This is a genomic window from Burkholderia sp. FW306-1C-G01B, assembly GCF_058781685.1.
The window spans coordinates 492,668-510,284 of the sequence record NZ_JBYSWZ010000001.1; the positions used below are offsets into that span (position 1 = coordinate 492,668).

Annotated in this window: 19 protein-coding genes; 5 read left to right on the forward strand and 14 right to left on the reverse strand. The window is 66.9% G+C overall.

All coding sequences use genetic code 11. From position 1 onward, the window contains the following. Positions 1-79: 79 nt before the first annotated feature. From AC3WLY_RS02205 to AC3WLY_RS02230, 6 genes are all read right to left on the reverse strand, one after another. Positions 80-433 (reverse strand): copper-binding protein, encoded by a 354-nt coding sequence (locus AC3WLY_RS02205; protein ID WP_492310201.1) that lies wholly within the window; start codon positions 431-433, stop codon positions 80-82. Further along, a complete protein-coding gene (locus AC3WLY_RS02210; RefSeq protein ID WP_492310162.1) occupies positions 424-3,630 on the reverse strand; it encodes an efflux RND transporter permease subunit in 3,207 nt (1,068 codons plus the stop codon). The genes AC3WLY_RS02205 and AC3WLY_RS02210 overlap by 10 nt, the downstream gene beginning before the upstream one ends. Continuing rightward, entirely contained in the window at positions 3,627-5,147 is a 1,521-nt protein-coding gene (locus AC3WLY_RS02215; RefSeq protein ID WP_492310163.1) for an efflux RND transporter periplasmic adaptor subunit, read from the reverse strand. The genes AC3WLY_RS02210 and AC3WLY_RS02215 overlap by 4 nt, the downstream gene beginning before the upstream one ends. A gap of 11 nt (positions 5,148-5,158) precedes the next feature. Continuing rightward, positions 5,159-6,451, reverse strand: a complete 1,293-nt coding sequence (locus AC3WLY_RS02220; RefSeq protein WP_492310164.1) for a TolC family protein — start codon at positions 6,449-6,451, stop codon at positions 5,159-5,161. A 91-nt stretch (positions 6,452-6,542) separates the two neighbouring features. Continuing rightward, the gene (locus AC3WLY_RS02225; protein WP_175960385.1) at positions 6,543-6,929 is read right to left on the reverse strand and encodes a hypothetical protein; all 387 of its coding nucleotides are present in this window, start codon (positions 6,927-6,929) and stop codon (positions 6,543-6,545) included. A gap of 123 nt (positions 6,930-7,052) precedes the next feature. Further along, the gene (locus AC3WLY_RS02230) at positions 7,053-7,685 is read right to left on the reverse strand and encodes a glutathione S-transferase C-terminal domain-containing protein (protein WP_492310165.1); all 633 of its coding nucleotides are present in this window, start codon (positions 7,683-7,685) and stop codon (positions 7,053-7,055) included. Between the two features lie 136 nt (positions 7,686-7,821). Here AC3WLY_RS02230 and AC3WLY_RS02235 point away from each other — a divergent pair, with 136 nt between their 5' ends. The 3 genes from AC3WLY_RS02235 (at position 7,822) to AC3WLY_RS02245 (ending at position 9,851) form a co-directional block, all read left to right on the forward strand. Further along, entirely contained in the window at positions 7,822-8,214 is a 393-nt protein-coding gene (locus AC3WLY_RS02235; RefSeq protein ID WP_425130497.1) for a winged helix-turn-helix transcriptional regulator, read from the forward strand. Between the two features lie 24 nt (positions 8,215-8,238). Further along, the gene (locus AC3WLY_RS02240; protein WP_175960379.1) at positions 8,239-8,607 is read left to right on the forward strand and encodes a hypothetical protein; all 369 of its coding nucleotides are present in this window, start codon (positions 8,239-8,241) and stop codon (positions 8,605-8,607) included. Between the two features lie 395 nt (positions 8,608-9,002). Further along, complete coding sequence (locus AC3WLY_RS02245; RefSeq protein WP_492310166.1) at positions 9,003-9,851, forward strand: helix-turn-helix transcriptional regulator; 849 nt, start codon at positions 9,003-9,005, stop codon at positions 9,849-9,851. A gap of 76 nt (positions 9,852-9,927) precedes the next feature. Here AC3WLY_RS02245 and AC3WLY_RS02250 read toward each other — a convergent pair whose 3' ends face one another. Together AC3WLY_RS02250 and tam are read right to left on the reverse strand one after the other, a co-directional pair. Continuing rightward, positions 9,928-10,332, reverse strand: coding sequence for a nuclear transport factor 2 family protein (locus tag AC3WLY_RS02250; protein ID WP_175960375.1), 405 nt, complete (start codon positions 10,330-10,332; stop codon positions 9,928-9,930). Between the two features lie 217 nt (positions 10,333-10,549). After that, positions 10,550-11,335, reverse strand: a complete 786-nt coding sequence (gene tam, locus AC3WLY_RS02255; RefSeq protein ID WP_492310167.1) for a trans-aconitate 2-methyltransferase — start codon at positions 11,333-11,335, stop codon at positions 10,550-10,552. Between the two features lie 137 nt (positions 11,336-11,472). Between tam and AC3WLY_RS02260 the strand changes: the two genes are divergently transcribed. Continuing rightward, positions 11,473-12,369, forward strand: a complete 897-nt coding sequence (locus AC3WLY_RS02260) for a LysR family transcriptional regulator (RefSeq protein WP_492310168.1) — start codon at positions 11,473-11,475, stop codon at positions 12,367-12,369. Between the two features lie 88 nt (positions 12,370-12,457). On the opposite strand, the gene AC3WLY_RS02265 is transcribed toward AC3WLY_RS02260, so the two are convergent. The 4 genes from AC3WLY_RS02265 to AC3WLY_RS02280 form a co-directional block, all read right to left on the reverse strand. After that, positions 12,458-12,892: a GNAT family N-acetyltransferase gene (locus tag AC3WLY_RS02265; RefSeq protein ID WP_175960369.1), complete on the reverse strand. Its 435-nt coding sequence runs from the start codon at positions 12,890-12,892 to the stop codon at positions 12,458-12,460. A gap of 345 nt (positions 12,893-13,237) precedes the next feature. Continuing rightward, the gene (locus AC3WLY_RS02270; RefSeq protein ID WP_034181908.1) at positions 13,238-13,705 is read right to left on the reverse strand and encodes a nucleoside deaminase; all 468 of its coding nucleotides are present in this window, start codon (positions 13,703-13,705) and stop codon (positions 13,238-13,240) included. A 109-nt stretch (positions 13,706-13,814) separates the two neighbouring features. Next, on the reverse strand, positions 13,815-14,285 hold the full coding sequence (gene cynS / locus AC3WLY_RS02275; protein ID WP_111019456.1) for a cyanase: 471 nt from the start codon (positions 14,283-14,285) through the stop codon (positions 13,815-13,817). A gap of 30 nt (positions 14,286-14,315) precedes the next feature. After that, on the reverse strand, positions 14,316-14,975 hold the full coding sequence (locus AC3WLY_RS02280) for a carbonic anhydrase (RefSeq protein ID WP_492310169.1): 660 nt from the start codon (positions 14,973-14,975) through the stop codon (positions 14,316-14,318). Positions 14,976-15,088: 113 nt separating this feature from the next. Here AC3WLY_RS02280 and cynR point away from each other — a divergent pair, with 113 nt between their 5' ends. Next, positions 15,089-16,021 carry a transcriptional regulator CynR gene (gene cynR / locus AC3WLY_RS02285; protein WP_492310170.1) on the forward strand — a complete coding sequence of 311 codons (933 nt, stop codon included), beginning with the start codon at positions 15,089-15,091 and terminating at the stop codon, positions 16,019-16,021. Positions 16,022-16,058: 37 nt separating this feature from the next. Here cynR and AC3WLY_RS02290 read toward each other — a convergent pair whose 3' ends face one another. Together AC3WLY_RS02290 and AC3WLY_RS02295 are read right to left on the reverse strand one after the other, a co-directional pair. Continuing rightward, positions 16,059-16,259, reverse strand: a complete 201-nt coding sequence (locus AC3WLY_RS02290; protein ID WP_492310171.1) for a hypothetical protein — start codon at positions 16,257-16,259, stop codon at positions 16,059-16,061. 29 nt (positions 16,260-16,288) lie between these two features. Then, entirely contained in the window at positions 16,289-17,608 is a 1,320-nt protein-coding gene (locus AC3WLY_RS02295; RefSeq protein ID WP_492310172.1) for a DUF3422 family protein, read from the reverse strand. Between the last annotated feature and the right edge of the window lie 9 nt (positions 17,609-17,617).

Genomic DNA, 17,617 nt, shown 5'->3' on the forward strand with positions numbered 1-17,617 from the left:
ACGCGGCAACGACCGCCGCGCCGGCGCGGTGTGCATCGTTGCACGGATGCTGGCGAAAGCAACACCCGCACCCGGACGATCAGGATGCCTTCACCAGCTTGACGATCGTCATCGTGCCGTTGACGTTCTCGATCCGGACCTTGACCTTGTCGCCCACATGCACCTGCGCGAGCATGGCCGCGTCCTTCGCCTTGAACGCCATCGTCATCGGCGGCATCCCGACGTTGTCGAGCGCGCCGTGCTTCAGCGTGACCTTGCCGGTCGCGGCATCGACCTTCTTCACTTCGGCATCGGTCAGCGCGGCATTCGACTCGGCCGAGCCATCGGACGACATCTTCATGCCCGACATGTCGCCGGCGGCAAAGGCCGGCGTTGCAAGAGCGCCGATCGCGAGAACGGCAGCGGTGGTAGCAATCAGTTTCTTCATCGTGATTCTCCGGTTTGGGTGGATGGCACGTTCATGCCGTGAGGAACTGCATCGGAATGCCGCGCATCGCTCGCGCTTCGCACACGACGGCGCTGAAGCAGAAGCCATGCGGCGGGAATGACGAACATCGACAGCAGCGGCGCGGTGACCATGCCGCCGACCATCGGCGCGGCGATGCGCTGCATGACTTCGGAGCCGGCGCCGTGCCCGACCATGATCGGCACGAGGCCGGCGAGCACGACGGCAACCGTCATCGCCTTCGGCCGCACGCGCAGCACCGCGCCTTCGCGAATCGCATCGAGCAGCAAAGCATCGGTCAGCGGTTCGCCGACGTCGAGCCGGCGCGCCAGCGCGCCCTTCAGGTAAAGCAGCATCACGACGCCGAACTCGGCGGCCACGCCTGCCAGCGCGATGAAGCCCACCGACGTCGCGACGGACACCGCATGACCGAGCGCCCACACGAGCCAGAAGCCGCCGACCAGTGCGAACGGCACCGTCGACATCAGCAGCAGCGCGTCGGCCGCCGAGCCGAACGTGAGGAACAGCAGCAGAAAGATCACGACGAGCGTCACCGGCACGACGGTGCGCAGCGTCGCCGCCGCGCGTTCGAGATACTCGAACTGCCCCGACCACGCGATCGAATAGCCGGGCGGCAATGCGACCTGTTGCGCGACGGCCTGCTGCATCGCGCGAACCGCCGTGCTCAGATCCGTGCCGCGAAGGTCGACATACACGTAGCCGGACAGCCGCGCGTTTTCGCTGCGGATCATCGGCGGACCATCGGCGATCGCGATGCGCGCGACATCGCCGAGGCGGATCTGCGCGCCGCGTGCCGTGACGACCGGCAGTTGCCGCAGGTTCTCGAGCGAATCGCGGATCTCGCGCGGATAGCGGATGTTGATCGGAAAGCGCTCGCGCCCCGCGATCACTTCGCCGACATCGTCGCCGCCGACCGCCGACGACACGACCGACTGGATATCGGCGACCGACAGCCCGTAGCGCGCGGCGGCGAGCCGGTCGATATCGACGTCGATGTAGCGGCCGCCGTTCAGCCGCTCCGCGAGCGCGGACGTGACGCCCGGCACGTGCTTCACAGCTGCCTCGACCTGCGTCGCGATCGCGTCGATCTCCTTCAGGTCCGGCCCGGAGATCTTCACGCCGACCGGCGTCTTGATGCCGGTGGACAGCATGTCGAGCCGGTTGCGGATCGGCGGCACCCACACGTTCGACAGGCCCGGCACCTTCACCGTGCGATCGAGTTCGTCGACGAGCTTCTCCGGCGTCATGCCGGGCCGCCATGCGCTGCGCGGCTTGAAGCGGATCGTCGTCTCGAACATCTCGAGCGGCGCCGGGTCAGTCGCGGTATCCGCGCGTCCCGATTTGCCGAACACGGTGTCGACCTCGGGCACGGTCTTGATCAGCCGGTCGGTCTGCTGCAGCAGCTCGCTCGCCTTGTCGGCCGAGATGCCGGGCAGCGCAGTCGGCATGTACAGCAGGTCGCCTTCGTCGAGCGGCGGCATGAATTCGCCGCCGAGCCGCGACAACGGCACGGCCGTCAGCACGAGCGCGACGATCGCGACGCCGATCGCGAACCACGGGCGCCGCAGCGTCGCTTCGAGCAGCGGCCGGTAGAGCCGGATCAGCACGCGGTTGATCGGGTTCACGTGCTCGTGCGGAATGCGGCCGCGCACGAGATAGCCCATCAGCACGGGCACCAGCGTGACCGACAAGCCGGCGGCCGCGGCGATCGTGTAGGTCTTCGTGAACGCCAGCGGCGCGAACAGCTTGCCCTCCTGCCCTTCCAGCGAAAACACCGGAACGAACGACAGCGTGATGATCAGCAGCGAGAAGAACAGCGCCGGCCCGACTTCCGCGGCCGACGCCGCGACGAGTTCCCAGCGGCGCGCGGCTGTGATCGGCTCGCCGGGATGCGCGTGGCCGTATGCTTCCAGATGCTTGTGCGCGTTCTCGATCATCACGATCGCCGCATCGATCATCGCGCCGATCGCGATCGCGATCCCGCCGAGCGACATCAGGTTCGCGTTCACGCCCTGGTAGCGCATCACGATGAACGCGGCCAGCACGCCGAGCGGCAGCGACAGGATCGCGACGAACGCGCTGCGCAGATGGAACAGGAACACCGCGCAGACGATGCCGACGATCACGAATTCCTCGATCAGCTTGTCCTTCAGGTTGCCCACCGCGCGCTCGATCAGTTGCGAACGATCGTAGGTCGTGACGATCTCGACGCCGGGCGGCAGCGAACGCTTCAGGTCGGCGAGCTTCGCCTTCACCGCGTCGATCGTCGTCAGCGCGTTCTTGCCCGAGCGCATCACGATCACGCCGCCCGTCACCTCGCCCTGCCCGTTCAGCTCCGCGATCCCGCGCCGCATCGCCGGACCGACCTGGATGCGCGCGACGTCGCCGAGCAGCACCGGTGTGCCCGCGTCGTCGGTGCGCAGCACGACGTGCCGAAAATCGTCGAGCGTGCGCAGGTAGCCGGACGAACGCACCATGTACTCCGACTCGGCCAGCTCGACGACCGATCCGCCGGACTCCTGGTTGGCCTGGCGAAGCGCGTCCGCCACTGCCGCCTGCGTGATCCCGTACGCGCGCAGCTTGTCGGGATCGAGCACGACCTGGTACTGGCGCACCATGCCGCCGATGCTCGCGACTTCGGATACGTCCGGCACCGCCTTCAGCTCGAACTTCAGGAACCAGTCGTTGAGCGCGCGCAGTTGCCCGAGATCGTGACGGCCGGTGCGGTCGACCAGCGCGTACTCGTACACCCAGCCGACGCCGGTCGCATCCGGCCCGAGCGACACGGTCGCGCCGGCCGGCAGCCGGCTCTGTACCTGGCTCAGGTATTCGAGCACGCGCGAACGTGCCCAGTACGGATCGGTGCGGTCGTCGAACAGCACGTAGACGAATGCGTCGCCGAACGACGAGTACGCGCGGACGGTTTTCGCGCCGGGCACGCCGAGCAGCGTCGTCGTCAGCGGATAGGTCACCTGATCCTCGACGACCCGTGGCGCCTTGCCCGGATACGACGCCTTCACGATCACCTGCGTGTCCGACAGGTCGGGCAACGCATCGAGCGGCGTCTGCCGCAGCGAATGAACGCCCCATGCGGCGATCAACACGGTGGCCAGCAGCACGAGAAAACGGTTGCGGACGGACCAGCGAATGATGCGCGCGATCATTGCCCACCTCCTTGCGGCTCGACCTTCGTCAGCCGGTAGCCGTCGTCGGTCTGCGTGAACGCGAAACGCACCGTCTGGCCCGGCTTCACGTCCGGGAACGCCTGTGCCGACGGCTTGCCGAACGCCATCGTCATCGCGCCCCAGCCGAGCGCCGGAACAGGTTGATGCGAAAACGTGATGTCGTCGGCAGTGATCTTCTCGACCTTGCCGGTGGTTTCGTAGATCGGCGCGGCGGCGGCGGACGATGCCGGCGTGCTTGCTCCCGCGGCCTGCTCCAGCTTCGGCAGCACGCTTTTCATGCTGGCTTCCGAATCGATCAGGAACTGCCCCGATGCGACGACCGTATCGCCTTCGTTCAACCCGTCGAGCACTTCCGTGTCGCCGCCCGCGTCGTTGCCCACCGTCACCGATACCGGCTGAAGCCTGCCGTCGCCGTTCTTCACGATGACGATCGTGCGCTTGCCGGTCGCGATCACCGCTTCGGCCGGCACGAGCAGGCGCGACACCGACTCCTTCGCGGCGACGCGCACGCGCATCAGCATGCCTGGCGTGAGCTTCAGCGTTGCGTTGTCGAGCTCCACGCGCGCCTGCAGCGTGCGGCTGCCCGTGCTGATGCCGGGCAGCACTTCGCGGATGCGCCCGGTGAAGTGCCGCGCCGGATCGCCCGCGAACGTCGCGTCGACCGACATCCCCGGCCGCACGTTCAGCGCGAGCGCTTCCGGCACCTCGACGATCAGCCACAGCGTCGACAGCCCGGCGATCTTCGCGAGCGTCTGCCCGGGCGCGACCATCGCGCCGTCGCGCACGTTCAACTCGCTGACGACACCGGTTTCCGGCGCGGTCAGCACGACGTGCGTCTGCGCGCGGCCGGTGCGATCGAGATTCGCGATCACGCCGTCGGGAATCGACAGCGCCCGCATGCGCGCACGCGACGCATCGAGCAGGCTGCCGTCCATCCCGCCGCGCTTGAGCGCGAGATATTCCTCCTGCGGCGCGAGCCAGTCCGGCACGAACAGCGACGCGACCGGCGCGCCCTTCGCGATGCGCTGCATCGGCGCGCGCGCATAGAGACGGTCGATGTAACCGGTGACGCGCGACTGGACGACGTCCGCGCGCGATTCGTCGAACTGCGTGGTGCCAACCGCATCGAATCCGGCCGCCGTCTGCTGGCGTCGGACGGTCGCATAGCGAATGCCGAGGTTCTGCTGCAGGCCCGGATCGATCCGGATTCCCGAAGAACCTCCGCCTTCGTCCGCATAGACAGGCTGCAACTGCATGTCCATGAACGGCGATTTGCCCGGCTTGTCGAAGTGCTGGTTCGGCACCATCGGGTCGTGCCAGTACAACACCTTGCGTCCCGCCTTTGGATCGGTCTCGCCGGCTGGTGCGACAGCGGGCGCTGCGACCGCCCCCGCGCCGCCCGCCGCATGGCGAACGCCCGCGAAATAGCCGGCGCCGAGCAGCGCCGCGGCAGCGAACGTCATCAGCACCGCGCGCGCCAGTGATTGCTTCGTCATGAGGTTCTCCTTCACTGCGCGGCGGCCAGCGTCGCCGGCACGACCTGATATTCGAGCTGCGCCCAGGTCTGCGACACGTCGCGCCTGAGATCGAGCACCTGCAACTGCACTTCCAGTTGCGCACGCCGCGCGGCGAACGTGTCGGCAAGCGAACCCGTGCCGGCCCGGTAGGCGGCGTTGGCAAGCTGCACGCGCTGATCGGCGGCGGGCAACAGCGATGCGCTCAGGTTCGCGATGCGTTCGCGGCCGTTCGCCAGCGTTTCGGACTGCGTGCGAATATCGGCCTGCACCTGACGCAGCGTGTCCTCGTACATCAGCCGCGCCTTCGTCGCGAGCGCGGCCTTCTCGGCGACGTCGCGGTTCTGGCGATTCTTGCGGTTGAGCGGCAACGGGATCGAGACGCCGACCGACACCATGTTCGAATACGCGCCGCCGCGCTGCTGGTACGCGATTTCCCACGTCCAGTTCGGGCTGCGCTCGCTGTTCGCGACCGCGGTGTCGGCTTCGGCAACCGCGATGTCGCCTGCGGCGGCGACGAGCGCCGGTTGCGACAGACGCAGCTCGTCGGGCGGCAGCGACGACACGAAGGATTCGGGCGCGGGTGGCGTGCCCGTCACGTCCGCGACCGGCGTGGCCGTCCAGCGGGCAAGCGCGACGAGTGCGGAGCGATACGCCTGCTGCGCCTTGAGCACCTGATCCCGCGTTTGAGCGAGCATCGCGCGGGCCTGCACGACATCGCCCGCGCTCGCCTTCGCGCCGCGATACGACGCCTGCGTCGCGTCGAGTTCATGGTTCATGTGCGCGAGCAGCGCCTGCTGAAGCGCGAGCGCCTGCTTTGCATAGACGGCATCGAGCCAGGCCGTCGCGGTCTGCCGGCGCACAGCGGCGAGCTGCACGAGATACCCCGCACGTTCGCGGCCAACCTGCTGGTCGGCCAGCGCCGAGCGCAGCCGCCGCTTGTCGCCGGACACCCATTCCTGCTCGATGCCGATGCGACGCATCGTCATGAAGTCCTGGCCGACGGTGAAGCGTTGCCCGCCGTTGACCGGCAGGTTGTCGATGCCGGCCTTGAGCATCGGGTCCGGCAACTGGCCGGCCTTGACGGCTGCTTCCGAACTCGCGCGCACCGAAGCCTGCGCGGCCTGCATCGACGCGGAACGATCGGTGGCGGACCGCAGCGCGGCGTCCAGCGTGAACGGCGACTGCTGCGCGTGAACGGCGCCCGCCGCCAGCAGCGCGGCCCACAGCACGGGCGCGCGCCGACACGCACGCCGCATGCGCGGCGTGCCGAAATCGAATGACATGGTCTAACCCCAACGTCGGAACCCAAAGGGATTCCACGTCCTGAGCACAGGACGAACCTCACCGCCTGGGCGGTGAACCGGTCGGACGGGATCAGCTAATGCGTGGAGGGCGCCACAACCCGCTCGGGTCGCGGACCGGGACGGACTGCGTGTAGTGGAAGACGATCGTGCTGGCGAATGCAGCGGGACGGGTGACGTCGACGCGGGCGGCAGGGTGATAGAGACTGCCGAACTGGCATTGGGCCGTCACCTTGCAGGCCATGCCCTTGGCTTTGGCCTTCGCTTTCGCGCTGTCGGCGGCGGGCGACTTCATCGAATCGCAATCGCTCATGTCGGCGGACATCTTCATGCCTGTATCCGCTTCCATCGACATCGTGTGCTGCATCGGACATTCACCGGTCAGGCCGCTGGCTGCCAGCCCGCTGATGGGCAGCACCGCGCAAAGCAGCAGCAGGATGAAGGTCCGAAGCAGTTTCATGGCGGCGATTATAGCGCGGCATTTTGCTGCATGGCGGCGCCGATATTGCGCGAAACGGTCGCGGTGCAACGGGATGACGCGCCGTATCCGTGACCGTGCCGCCGTCGTCGCCGTCGCCGCGCGCTACCGCGACAGGCCGTCCGCCGCCAGCACGACCTGCACCGCCGGCCGTTCCCGCACGCGCTCGTACCACGCCCGCAGATGCGCATACCGGCTCAGGTCGATATCCGCGTTGTACACCGAGCGCATCCAGTCGGCCTTGCCCCAGCCGGTCAGCGCGAACAGGTACGGATCCGCGACTGTGAACGTGTCGCCCGTGACGAACGCGTTGCCGTCGAGCTGACGGTCGATCCATGCAAAGCGGCTGTCGAGCTTCTGCCGCGCCGGCTCTACGTACTTCCCCGCCTGCACCGCATACAGCAGCGGGATGAAACCCTTGTGGATCTCGGTGCCGAGGAAGTTGAGCCATTCCATCAGCCGGTAGCGCGCGAGCGTGCCGTACGCGGGCGCGAGCGCGGCTTCCGGGCGCAGATCCGCGAGATACTGCGCGATCACCGGCCCTTCGCGCAGCATCGTGCCGTCGTCGAGTTCGAGCAGCGGCACGTAGCCGAGTTCGGTCACGTCATAGTAGTTGCGTCCGCCTTCGACGACATGCTTGCGCGCGTCGACGTCGATGATCTGCGCGTCGATGTCGCCTTCGTGCAGCACGATGCGGATCGCCTGCGAACAGCTGCCGGGAGCGTGATAGAGCTTCATGCGTTTCCTTCGTTGGTTGTCCGTGTATCGATTCGCCGCGACGCGGGCGCTAATATCTCGCATCGGCGCATGGCCGGGAAGACGGCAGTCGTTTGTGCCGTAGTCACAAAAAATTTACCGACCAGGGTTCAGCAGGATGAAAACGAGTGCGACAGGATGTTCCGTTGAAGAAGCGATGCGCCTGCTCGGCGGCCGCTGGCGGCTGCTGCTGGCGTCGTATCTGCTCGACGGGCCGCGGCGCTTCAGCGACCTGCGCCGCGACATGCCGGGCATCTCGCAGCGCATGCTGACGCTCGACCTGCGCGCGCTGGAAGACGCGGGGCTCGTGCGGCGGACCGTCTATCCGGAAGTGCCGGTGCGCGTCGAGTACGATCTGACCGCGGACGGCGACCGGCTGCGGCCGGTGGTCGAAGTGATGCGCGAATTCGGGCTGTGGCTGAAGGCGCGCGATGCCGATGCGTCGTGCGATACCGGCGTGGCGCCCGAAGCCGCGGCTGCGATCGAAACTGCAAGCCGCTCACCCCAATAACCTATTACGCAGGAACCTACGTTCATGGACCTTCACGCTACCGTCGGCGCGGCAACGTCCGACCTCGACGACGACGAAAGCTTCGCCAACATCTACTGTCACGACGCGGAGCAGGACTATTGCTTCGCGCTGTCGCGCTTTCCGGACGACACGCTGATCGAAGTGATGGTGCGCGACCAGATCAATATGCGCGTCAAGGATCTGTCGGTACGCCTGACGGACGACACGATCGACGTCGAGATCGAACCGGGCATCGCCGCGCGTCTCGACGGTCAAACACGCTATGTGATCCATCTCGCGCCCGGCCAGTACGATCCGGTCGCACTGCGCGCCGCACTGAAGGAGATCTTCGTCGGCAAGAGCGGTTATCGCGACGAAAGCGCGGGCGGTTAGTCGATCGCCTGCATGCCGGCGCGGTGCAGGGCTGGGTCAACGCGAAGGAAGCGGCGACCAACTGATGCACGATGCGGCGCCACCGCCGCGCTCTCCCACATATTGAACACTCGACTTCCTATTAATAGGGATGCCTGCCCAAATGTTGACGCGATTCGCTCCACGGCTCTAACGTTCGCCCCAACGCCCTTCGATTCGGCCGCACCCCGCTCGCGGGCGCCGGCCGGGCACCGAACACAGGAGACGACCGTGGCCCAATCCGCGTCACGCACCCACGCCAATCCGCCGGAGCGGCCGCTCGCGCGAAAGTCGCGGGGACACCTGCCGGTGTTTCCCCTTAATGACGTTTTTCACCGCAATCGCTACAATCCCGCCGCTTCTCACCGGGGAACCGCATGCTGCCGAACGTGAACCCCTTCCACCGCGACAACGACCGCTTCAACGTGTCGTTCAAGGCGCTGGGCGAGCTGATCGAGACGGTCGGCACGCCGCACTTCGTGCCGAGCCTCACGCAACTGCTGAACGACGTGGTGCCGCTCGACGTCGTGCACGTCGAACGCTCGCGCGTCGACGGCACGATGCCCACCGGCTACCGATGCGAATGGATCGGCAGCAGCGGCATCGGCACCGCGACGTCGGACATCTCGGACGTGATGACGCTCTACTACGAGCGCTTTCTCGACAGCGATCCGCTGTTCGCGGGGCTGCGCGGCAAGACGGGCACGATGCTCGTCGTGCGCGACATCGCGGCGATCCCGCCCGGCGAATTCCGCCAGCGGCTGTTCGACGACGTGCATATCGGCCACGAATGCGTGCTTGCGCGCGGCACGCGCTATTCGCAGCATTCGATCGCGCTGGAGCGCGGCCGCGACCGGCCGCCGTTCACGCTCGCCGAGATGAACCGCTTCCGCGGCATCAGCGACGTGCTGTTCCCGCTGCTCGAACTGCATGCGTCGACCACCGCCGTGCGGCGCGTCGCGCATCCGGCGCCCGAAGTCCATCCGCTCGCGCAGTTCGATGCGCGGATCGCGGCTGACGGCGTGAAGCTGTCGAAGCGCGAATACGAAACCTGCAAGCACCTGATCTCCGGCAAGACGGTGCCGGAAACCGCCGGGATCCTCGGCGTGCGCGTCGCGTCGGCCGAGTCGTACGTGAAGCGCGCATTCGCGAAGCTAGGCGTGCGCACGAAACGCGAGCTCGCTGCGTGGGGTTCGGCCACCACCGCGTTCCCTTCCGCCAGATAGCACGACGGCGCCGCGCCAGATCCGCACCGAATCCGTGCTGCTGCGCCCGTACGACATGGCCACGCGCGCAGCGCCGTCATTGTCGATGGGCCGCCGCTTCCGCCTCGGTATCGTGATACTCGGTAAACGCCGTGATCTTTCCGTTTTCGATCGTGAACAGATGCACCCACTCGTCCTCGTACGTGCGCCCGGTCGAGTGGACATACCAGCGTTGTGCGCCGAGCACGACGACCCGGTTGCCGCTGGCGATGAACTCGAGCGGCTCGAACCGCTCGACGGTCTGCGTCGACGCAAGCGCCCCGAAGAACGCCGCGACCTCTTGAGGCCCATGTCGTCTGCCAGCGAACGGAATGATGCCGGTCGGCCCTGGTATGAACCAGTCGACGCTTTCGGAAAGCGTCTGCAGGATGCCGTCGATATCGGCCCTGCCGAACGCCGCGTACGCCTGCTGCACCAGTTGAACGTTGCTTTGCTCGGTCATCGTGCCCTCCCGTCATCGCCGGTTGCAGCGTTGCGGCGCGAAGCCCGGGCTGCAGTCATTTCAGCATAGTCGAACCGCAGCGCGACACACTTAGGGTTGGCGAGCAATCGAGCGGCGCCGATTTGATATGAGCAATCAGGGACCGCTATCCTGCCGCGACGATGACATGCGCCGGAATCTTGCCGGCCACCGGCCCGTCGCCAGCGTCATTGCCGCATCACTTGCGCGTCGCCACGATGAACAGGCGCGGGAACGGCAGCAGCACGGTGCCGTCGTCGAGTGCCGGATAGCCGTTCGGCCCGGCAAGCGCCTCGCGATAGCGCGCAAGGAACGCACGCTGTTCGCCGTCGTCGAGCGCCGCGAGGAACGGCCGCAGCGCACTGCCCTTGAACCATTCGACAACCGCGTCCGCGCCGCCGCGCAGCGGGTGGTAGTAGGTCGTGCGCCACACGTCGACGCGCGAACACAACGGCGACAGCAGCGCGTAGTAGTAACGCGCGTCGAACCGTTCGGTGCGCGCCGCGCCTTTCAGCTTGTCGGCCCACGGCCCGGCCGCAGCGACTTCGCGCATCAGCCGGTGCGCGGGTTCGTCGAGGTTGTCGGGCATCTGCACCGCGAGATGGCCGCCCGGCGCGAGCCGGCCGACGAGCATCGGAAACAGCGTGTCGTGCGCAGGCACCCATTGCAGCACCGCGTTCGACAGGATCAGGTCATAGCCGCCCGGATCGTCCCACGCGGCCACATCGGCGATATCGAAACGCAGTGCCGGCAGGCGCTTGCGTGCGGCCGCGATCATGTCCGCCGATGCGTCGATCCCGTGGATCGTCGCGTCGGGTGCGCGTGCGATCAGCGCTTCCGTCGAATTGCCGGGCCCGCAGCCGATGTCGATCGCCGTGCGGATCGGCGTACGCGGCACGGCGGCCAGCAGGTCGCGCACCGGCCGCGTGCGTTCGTCCTCGAATTGCACGTACTGGCTCGCGTACTGATCGAGTGGGGTCGTCACGATGGCTCTCCTTGTCGGCACGGGCGGCGTCGCCGCATCCGGGCGCGGGATGCATTCGGCCGCCGATGCAGCGCATTCTGCGACTGTGCCGCACTTCAGTAAAATGAATTTAATATTGCTATTGATTCAAATTTCTGATGAAGATCGATACGCTCGGTGTACAGGCTTTCGTCGCAATCGCCGACGGCGGCAGCTTCAGGCAGGCGGCCGACACGCTGCACGTGACGCAAACGGCAATCACGCAGCGGCTGCGCAAGCTCGAGTCATTTCTCGGCGTCGCGCTGGTCGAACGCACGACGCGCCGCACCACGCTGACCGAGATCGGCCTGCGCTTCCTGCCGCAGGCGCGGCGGCTGCTGAACGAACTGTCCGATGCGCTGACCGAAATCCGCGAGACGGGCCTGAGCCAGCGCGGCGACGTCACGATCGCGTGCGTGCCGACGGTCGGCGTGCAATACCTGCCGCGCATCCTGCGCGCGTTCTCCGGTCACCGGCCGCACGATCGCGTGAAGATCCTCGATCACGCGTCGGCGTCGGTGCTGCAGGCCGTGCTGCAGCGCGAAGCCGAATTCGGCATCAGCATCGCCGGCGACCAGCACCCCGAACTCGTCAGCGTGCCGCTCACGCACGACCCGTATGTGCTTGTCTGCCGCGACGATCATCCGCTCGCGAAGCGGCGGCGCATCCGCTGGGCGGCACTGCAACCGCACCCGCTGATCTTCGCCGGCGAAGTGAGCGGCAATCGCGGGCTGCTCGAAGGCGCGCTGAAGACCAGCGGCGTGTCGCTGCATTCGTTCTACGAGGTGCAGCGCAGCTCGACCGCGCTCGGGCTCGTCGCCGAAGGGCTCGGTGCCGCCGTGGTGCCGAAGCTCGCGATCCAGAAGAACGCGTATCCGATGATCCGCACGATCGAGCTCGTCGAGCCTTCGGTATCGCGCACGCTCGTGCTCGTCACGCGCAAGAGCGCGCAACTGTCGCCCGCGGCGCGGGCGCTCTACGACATGATCGTCGAACGCGCGACGCCTGGGCGGTGATTCGCGAGCAGGATGGGCATTGCGCTTGCCGCCACCGCCTGCGATGTCGGCGGATGTCAGGAACAGGCTCGTAACCGCGACAACGCGCTCAAAGCGTCTTGACCATGAACACGCGCGCGGTCCCTTCCGGCTCGCACGGCACTTCGCCGAAGGTCTCGTAACCCTGCTTCCGGTAGAAGTCAGGCGCCTGGAACGAGATCGTGTACAGCACCGCGCGTGCGCACCCGCGCCGTTTCGCTTCCGCTTCGGCCTCGCGCAGCAGCCGGCTGCCGAATCCACCGCCGCGCAGCGATTCGGGCAGGTAGAACAGATCGATGAAGAACAGGCCGAGCGAAGTCCGGCCGGTGAGGCCGCCCAATACCTCACCGGTCGCGGGATCGGTCACGTAGACGTCGAGCGCGGCCGCATCGGCGCGCCCCGTCATCGCGTGGTTGAATTCGCCGAGCTTGCGGCTGATGAAGTCTCGTGCGGCCGGCTGCTCGGTGTCGGTCAATTGAAGGGTGACGTCGGGATGGGCTGTCATCGGGCGAACGCGTGCGTGAAAAGGCCACCGGGCGTGCAGCACCCTGCGGGCGTCGCACGACTATAGCGCGTCGCCCGCGCATCGGCATGCGGCCGAATCGAGTGCAACCGGCGCTGCCGCTGCAACAGCACAAACGGCGGGCGCATCGCGCGCCCGCCGCTTCGTTGCACGTTGTCGCGTTGCGTCGGCGCACGCCACCGCGAACGCCGCCTTCATGTCGGTCGCGCCGCGCCGCTCGCGCATGATCTGCCCGGCGACACGAAAGCCGCCAAGCGAACCAAAGGATGGAGAAAACGCGCAGCCGAGGCGGCTACGCCGTGCGACCTGTGCATCGCGCGGATCACGTCACTTCGCGTTCAGTTCCTGCCAGCGCCGGTAGACGCCGATCGCGTCGCCGTGCTTCTGCTGCACCATCGGCAGCCGCCGCTCGCCGATCGGCTTCGCATACTCGGCATAGAACGTGTCGAGCTCGAAGTACTTGCGGTCGTCGCGGTAGAACGGCGCGTAGTCCTCGCGCGTCGTGATGTAGATCACGCGCTTCGGGCTGCAGTAGTACAGCGATCCGAGGCACATCGGGCACGGGCTCGCGAGGATGTAGATCTCGCAGTCGGTCAGGTGTTCGGTGCCGAGCTTGCGGCACGCATCGCGCACCGCGAGGATCTCCGCATGCGCGGTCGGGTCGCTGGTCTGCGCGACGAGGTTCGGGCTCTCCGCGACGATCTCGCCGTCGCGGACGATCACCGTCGCGAACGGGCGTCCGCCCTCTTCCACGTTCTTCATCGCGAGATCGATCGTGCGTTTCACAAAATCCATGACTGTGTCCTCATTGAAACGGAATGGCGGGAACGTGCGCCGGCCGATGGCCAACTCACGTCGGGCGAACCTGCGCGGCGCCGCGCCGGCGGCGGAACGGTCTGAACAGTCAGAACGGCTTGGTCGGCAGGTACTTGCCGTCGAGCGTGATCACCGCGCGCGAACCGCCTTCGGGATCGTCGACCTTCTTGACGTCGAGCCGGAAATTGATCGCGCTGATGATGCCGTCGCCGAACTTCTCGTGGACGAGCGCCTTCAGCGTCGTGCCGTACACCTGCAGCATTTCGTAGAAGCGGTAAATGGTCGGGTCGGTCGGCACGCGATCGTCGATGCTGCCGCGCAGCGGGATCGTCTGCAGCAGCAGCACCGCGTCGTCGTCGAGGCCGAGCTTGTCGGCAACGACGCGCGCGGCGCCAGCCGGCAGCGCGTGCTGGCCGAGCAGCGCGGCCGTGACGAACGCTTCGCTCAGGCCCGTGCCTTCGGTGAGCTGCGCGAACGACAGGTTCTTGCGCGCCTTCGCGAGAACGACGGCCTCCGCAAGCGCGTGGCGGGCGGTCTGACTGTGCTGGGACTGGATCATGGCAATACCTCGTGGTTGGGTAGGAACGGTTCAGGCCGCGGCGGGAAGCGTCGCGGGTGTGGCGCGGACGCCGGGATGGTCCGCCAGGGAGACGAACCGGCCGGTCGCGCCGTCGTGGGCATCGATGCAGCCTGATTCGATGTCGTAGACCCAGCCGTGCAGCGCAAGACGCCCTTCTTCGAGCGCGAGTCGCACGGCAGGGTGCGTCTTCAGGTTCGCGAGTTGCGCGACGACGTTCTCGCGCACCATCGAGTCGATCCGCTCGCGTTCGCTGCGATGCATGCGCGCCTCGTTCACGACGCGCGCCGAATCGGCGTAGCGCAGCCAGTGGCCGACGGCCGGCATATGGTCCATGCACTGGCAGGTCGCGATCGCGGTCATCGCACCGCAATCGGAATGCCCGCAGATCACGACGTCGGTCACGCGCAGCGCGGCCACCGCGTATTCGACCGAGGCCGACACGCCGCCCGGCTCGGGGCCGTACGACGGCACGATATTTCCGGCGTTTCGGATCACGAACAGATCGCCCGGTTCGCGCTGCGTGACGAGCTCGGGCACGAGCCGGCTGTCCGAGCACGAGATGAACAGCGCACGCGGGTTCTGGCTGCGCGCGAGATCGCGGAACAGCGCGGCGCGCTCCGGATAGGCGTCGCGCTGGAACTTCAGAAAGCCTTCGATGATGTCCTTCATCGCGTGTCCTCCGGCGTGGGTGAAATCGATGAAGGGCAGGTTACGCCGGACTTCCAATAACGTAAAAGACTGATTTATGATCCACCGGATAAGCACGACTTATAGGAATCGCCATGCTGCTGCGCCATATCAACTACTTCCTGGCCGTCGCCGAACACCGCAGCTTCACGCGCGCGGCCGCCGCGCTGCATGTTTCCCAGCCCGCGCTGTCGCAGCAGATCCGCCAGCTCGAGGAAACGCTCGGCGCGCAACTGTTCGACCGCACCGGGCGTGTCACGCGATTGACGGACGCCGGCGACGTGTATTTCCGCTATGCGCGGCAGGCGCTGCACGATCTCGCGGAAGGCCGGCGCGCCATTCACGACGTGCAGGATCTCAGCCGCGGCTCGCTGCGGATCGCGGTCACGCCGACCTTCACGAGCTATCTCGTCGGGCCGCTCGTCGAGGCGTTTCACGGCCGCTATCCGGAAGTGTCGCTGTCGGTGCGCGAGATGTCGCAGGAGCGCATCGAGGCGCTGCTCGTCGACGACGAGCTCGATGTCGGCATCGCGTTCGAGGAGGTACAGACGGCGGATATCGAAGCTAAGACGCTGCTGGTCGAGACGCTCGCGCTCGTCGTGAACCGTCGGCATGCGCTCGCCGGGAAACGCAAGGCCGGCCTGCGCGTGCTGCACGACGCGCCGCTCGTGCTGCTCACGGCCGAGTTCGCGACGCGCGTGCAGATCGACCGTTATTTCCGCGAGCACGACGTGCGGCCGCGTGTGCTGATGGAAGCGAATTCGCTCGGTGCGGTGATCGAGATCGTGCGCCGCACGAATCTCGCGACGCTGCTGCCCGCGACGATCGCGACCGGGCACGACGATCTCGTCGCCGTCGCGCTCGATCCGACCGTGCTGCGGCGCACGGCCGTGCTGCTGCAGCGCAAGGGGGCGTACCGGAGCGCGGCCGCGCGCGCGTTCGTCGAGTTGGCGCTTGCGCAGGGGGCGGGGAAAGCGAAGAGGGAAGGCGATTCACGTCTGGCGCGCCAAAAGGCGGCCGGCAAATGAACGCCCGAATTACGTCGAATCGACGCGAAAAAACACGTCAGTTGTACCCGAGAATCGCCACCGCCGCGACGTCCGGCCGATCGTGCGTATTCCCGACGAGCGACGTCATCGGCTCCTGCAGCACGGCCTGATACGACGTCACGCGCGCCTCCTCCGGCATGCCCGCTTCATCCGATACCGGTTCGTCAAACGCGTCGAAACCGCTATCAAACCCCGGCTGCTTCTGCGAAAAAGTCATCTCCACTCCTTCGATATGTCGTTGATGTTCTAACTGACCTGCTTCAACTCCGCCGCATGCACGGGTGCGCCGTCATGCACGGCCTCCGATCGCGCAAGCTGCGCGCGCGTGCGCCGCGTGATGTGAATCACCGCGAACACGACCGGCGCGATCAGCAGGCCTTCCGCCAGCTCCGGATCGACCGGCAGGTTCATCACGTGCAACGCCTTGAACGCCGCCGTCGCGAGCGACAGCACGTAGTACGAAATGGCCGCCACCGACAGCCCTTCGACCGCGTGCTGCAGATGAAGCTGATTGCGCGCGGTGCGCTCCATGCCGGCCAGCAGGCGCGTCACGTCCTTTTCCTGCGCGAGGTTCACGCGCGTGCGCAACAGGTCGACCGCACGTGCGATCCGCGCGGCGATCTGCTCGTGGCGCGCCCACACGCTGCGGCACGTCTCCATCGCCGGCGCAAAACGCCGCTCCATGAATTCGGCGATCGTCGGCATTCCTTCGATACGCTCCTCGCGCAATTCCTGGATGCGCGCCAGCACGAGCTTCTCGTAAGCGCGCGATGCACTGAAACGCGCGCCCGAACCCGACAGCGATTCGACCCGCACCGCGAGATGCGTAAGCTTGACGAGCAGCGCCGCGTCGTCGCCGTCGGCGCCGCTCGCGTCCATCCGCTGCATCAGCGCATGCAGTGCCGCGTGGATCTCGTCGAGTTCGCGGCTCATCCGCCGCGCGACGGGCAGCGCGAGCAGCGCCATCATCCGGTACGTTTCGATTTCGTACAGACGCTGCAGCAGGCGGCCGCCCTGCTCCTCGCGGAAATCCTCGTCGACGACGAGAAAACGCATGAAGCCGTCGTCACGCACATGCCAGTCGCAGAACACCTTGCCGCCGCCGAGCACGTTGCTGCCAACGAGCGCGGGCCCGTCGATCCAGCGGCGCAGGTCGCCGCAGACGAGCCGCGCGGCGTCACCCGACAGCAGTTCCATCCGCACCGCGACGAAACGGATGCCCGCGAGTCGCGCGAACCACGCGGCTGGAATGCCTTCGATCGCGAGATCGTCGAAATAGCCGGTGTCGCGACGCGGCGCGACGAACGTGAAGGTCGAGAATTCGGTGTGACGTTCCCACTTCAGGTGCCAGCCGCACGGCGACTGCACCGCGTAATGCGTCGCGCCTTCGTGCGGCGCGGCAATGCCGGTATCGCGGCACAGCGCGTGCAGCAGCGTTTCGTGGATGTCGGGCTGGCCGTCCGCATAGATCGCGTAATGCGTGAGCGACATGGCTTCGGCAAGCCGCAGGAACGGCCGCGCATGCAATTCCGCGGCCAGTGCGGCGCGCAACGGATGGTCCATCATCGATACACC